This is a genomic window from Streptococcus sp. HMSC066F01 (assembly GCF_001837335.1).
Lineage (GTDB): Bacteria > Bacillota > Bacilli > Lactobacillales > Streptococcaceae > Streptococcus > Streptococcus oralis_S.
The window spans coordinates 1-234 of sequence record NZ_KV832098.1; the positions used below are offsets into that span (position 1 = coordinate 1).

A 234-nucleotide genomic window follows, 5' to 3' on the forward strand; every position below is an offset into this window, starting at 1 on the left:
CTCTTTACTTTCCCTATTCGTTTCGTTGTAAATATCATTTTAGGATTGTTTGGAACAGACATTCAAGGACTTACTGAGAAAATGCTAGAATACGGGCGCATCTTTGCCTTGCAAAATGTTGCTTTCATGATGATGAGTAAACAACAAGAGTATAGAGCAGATGAGTTTGCTAGTTATATCGGCTATAAATACGGTATGTTGTCCGTTTTGGAGTTATTCCATGAAATGGAGTAT

At 36.3% G+C, this 234-nt stretch carries 1 protein-coding gene; it reads left to right on the forward strand.

The window, feature by feature from the left end; translation table 11 throughout:
• The coding region (locus HMPREF2655_RS10335) for a hypothetical protein (RefSeq protein ID WP_180364310.1) at positions 1 to 234 on the forward strand (234 nt) is incomplete at both ends.